This is a genomic window from Romboutsia sp. 13368 (assembly GCF_018336475.1).
Lineage (GTDB): Bacteria > Bacillota > Clostridia > Peptostreptococcales > Peptostreptococcaceae > Romboutsia.
In genome coordinates, this window is record NZ_CP048741.1 from 733,480 (window position 1) to 734,752 (window position 1,273).

The window sequence follows — 1,273 nt, forward strand, 5'->3', positions numbered from 1 at the left end:
ATTTAAACTAATTTTAAAATTCTAGATTTAATGAAAGTAATCTATTTTTTAATTCATTCATTATATTAAATTCATCTTCAATAGTATCAGCTTCATAAGTTACAGAAAATCTTAAATAAGAGCCACAATCATCCCAAGGAACTGTAGATACCAAAGCTTTTCCTAACAGGTATAAAGTAGCATCTTCTGCACTTTCAAATCTTATTCCATCTTTTACTCCCTTAGGAATTGGTACATAAATATAAAATCCTGCCTTAGGTTTTATAGCATCAAAACCAATTTCTTTTAATGTTTTAGTCAGTAAATCAAGTCTTCTTGAATATCTTTCTCTATTAATATCTACTAAATGATAATTATCAAGAGCAAATACACCTGCTTTTTGGATAGCTCTAAATTGTCCAGAGTCAGTGTTAGATTTTACTACAGAAAATAGATTTATAAATTTTTCAGACCCAACAACAAAAGCTAATCTCCAACCAGTCATATTAAATGACTTAGACATAGAGTGAATTTCTATACAAACATCTAAAGCTCCGTCAATAGATAAAATACTAAGAGGTTTATAATCATCATAAGTTAGATGTCCATACGCTAAATCAGAAACTACTAAAATATTATTTTTTTTAGCAAAATCTACAACATCTTTATAAAATTCATAAGTTGCAACCTGACCTGTAGGATTATTAGGGTAATTTATATAAATCATTTTAGCTCTTTTTAAAATATCATCAGGAATGCTTTTTAAATTCAGATAGAAATTGTTTTCTTTAGAAAGTTCAATATTGTATATTTCTCCACCTAAAATTTTTGTATAAGTTCCTAATGTAGGATAATTAGGTGATGGCATTATACATATATCACCAGGATTTATAAAGCATACAGGTATCATAGAAAGTATAGACTTAGAGCCTATTCCATGCATTACGTTGGATGTAGAAATATTGTCTATACCATATACGTTATTTAAATATCTACAAGCTGCTTCTTGAAATTCTTTAATTCCATTATCAGAATAATATCTGTTTTCTAATTTTCGGGATTCCTCATTTAATACATCACATATGAGTTTATCAGCAGATTTATCTGGCTCACCTACACCCATGTCAATGAGTTTAATATTTGGATTTTTTTTAGTAACTTCATTAGTTAATTGCTTAATTTTTTCAAATTTATAAAGCTTTTTAGGTGCAGTAAAGAAAGAAGATCCTCCTAATGAATCAGCAATTAAATTGTCCAAAAAATCCATTGTSATACCTCCAAAGTAAATAGTATA

General features: G+C 27.7%; 1 protein-coding gene. It reads right to left on the reverse strand.

Annotated features, from left to right (window positions below; all coding sequences use genetic code 11):
• Positions 1-13: 13 nt before the first annotated feature.
• Positions 14-1,246: an LL-diaminopimelate aminotransferase gene (locus tag G3997_RS02930; protein WP_296647828.1), complete on the reverse strand. Its 1,233-nt coding sequence runs from the start codon at positions 1,244-1,246 to the stop codon at positions 14-16.
• Positions 1,247-1,273: the final 27 nt, after the last annotated feature.

Excerpts from the sequence above, each read along its gene's own strand:
- G3997_RS02930 (WP_296647828.1), bottom strand. The coding sequence starts at position 1,246 with ATGGATTTTTTGGACAATTTAATTGCTGATTCATTAGGAGGATCTTCT.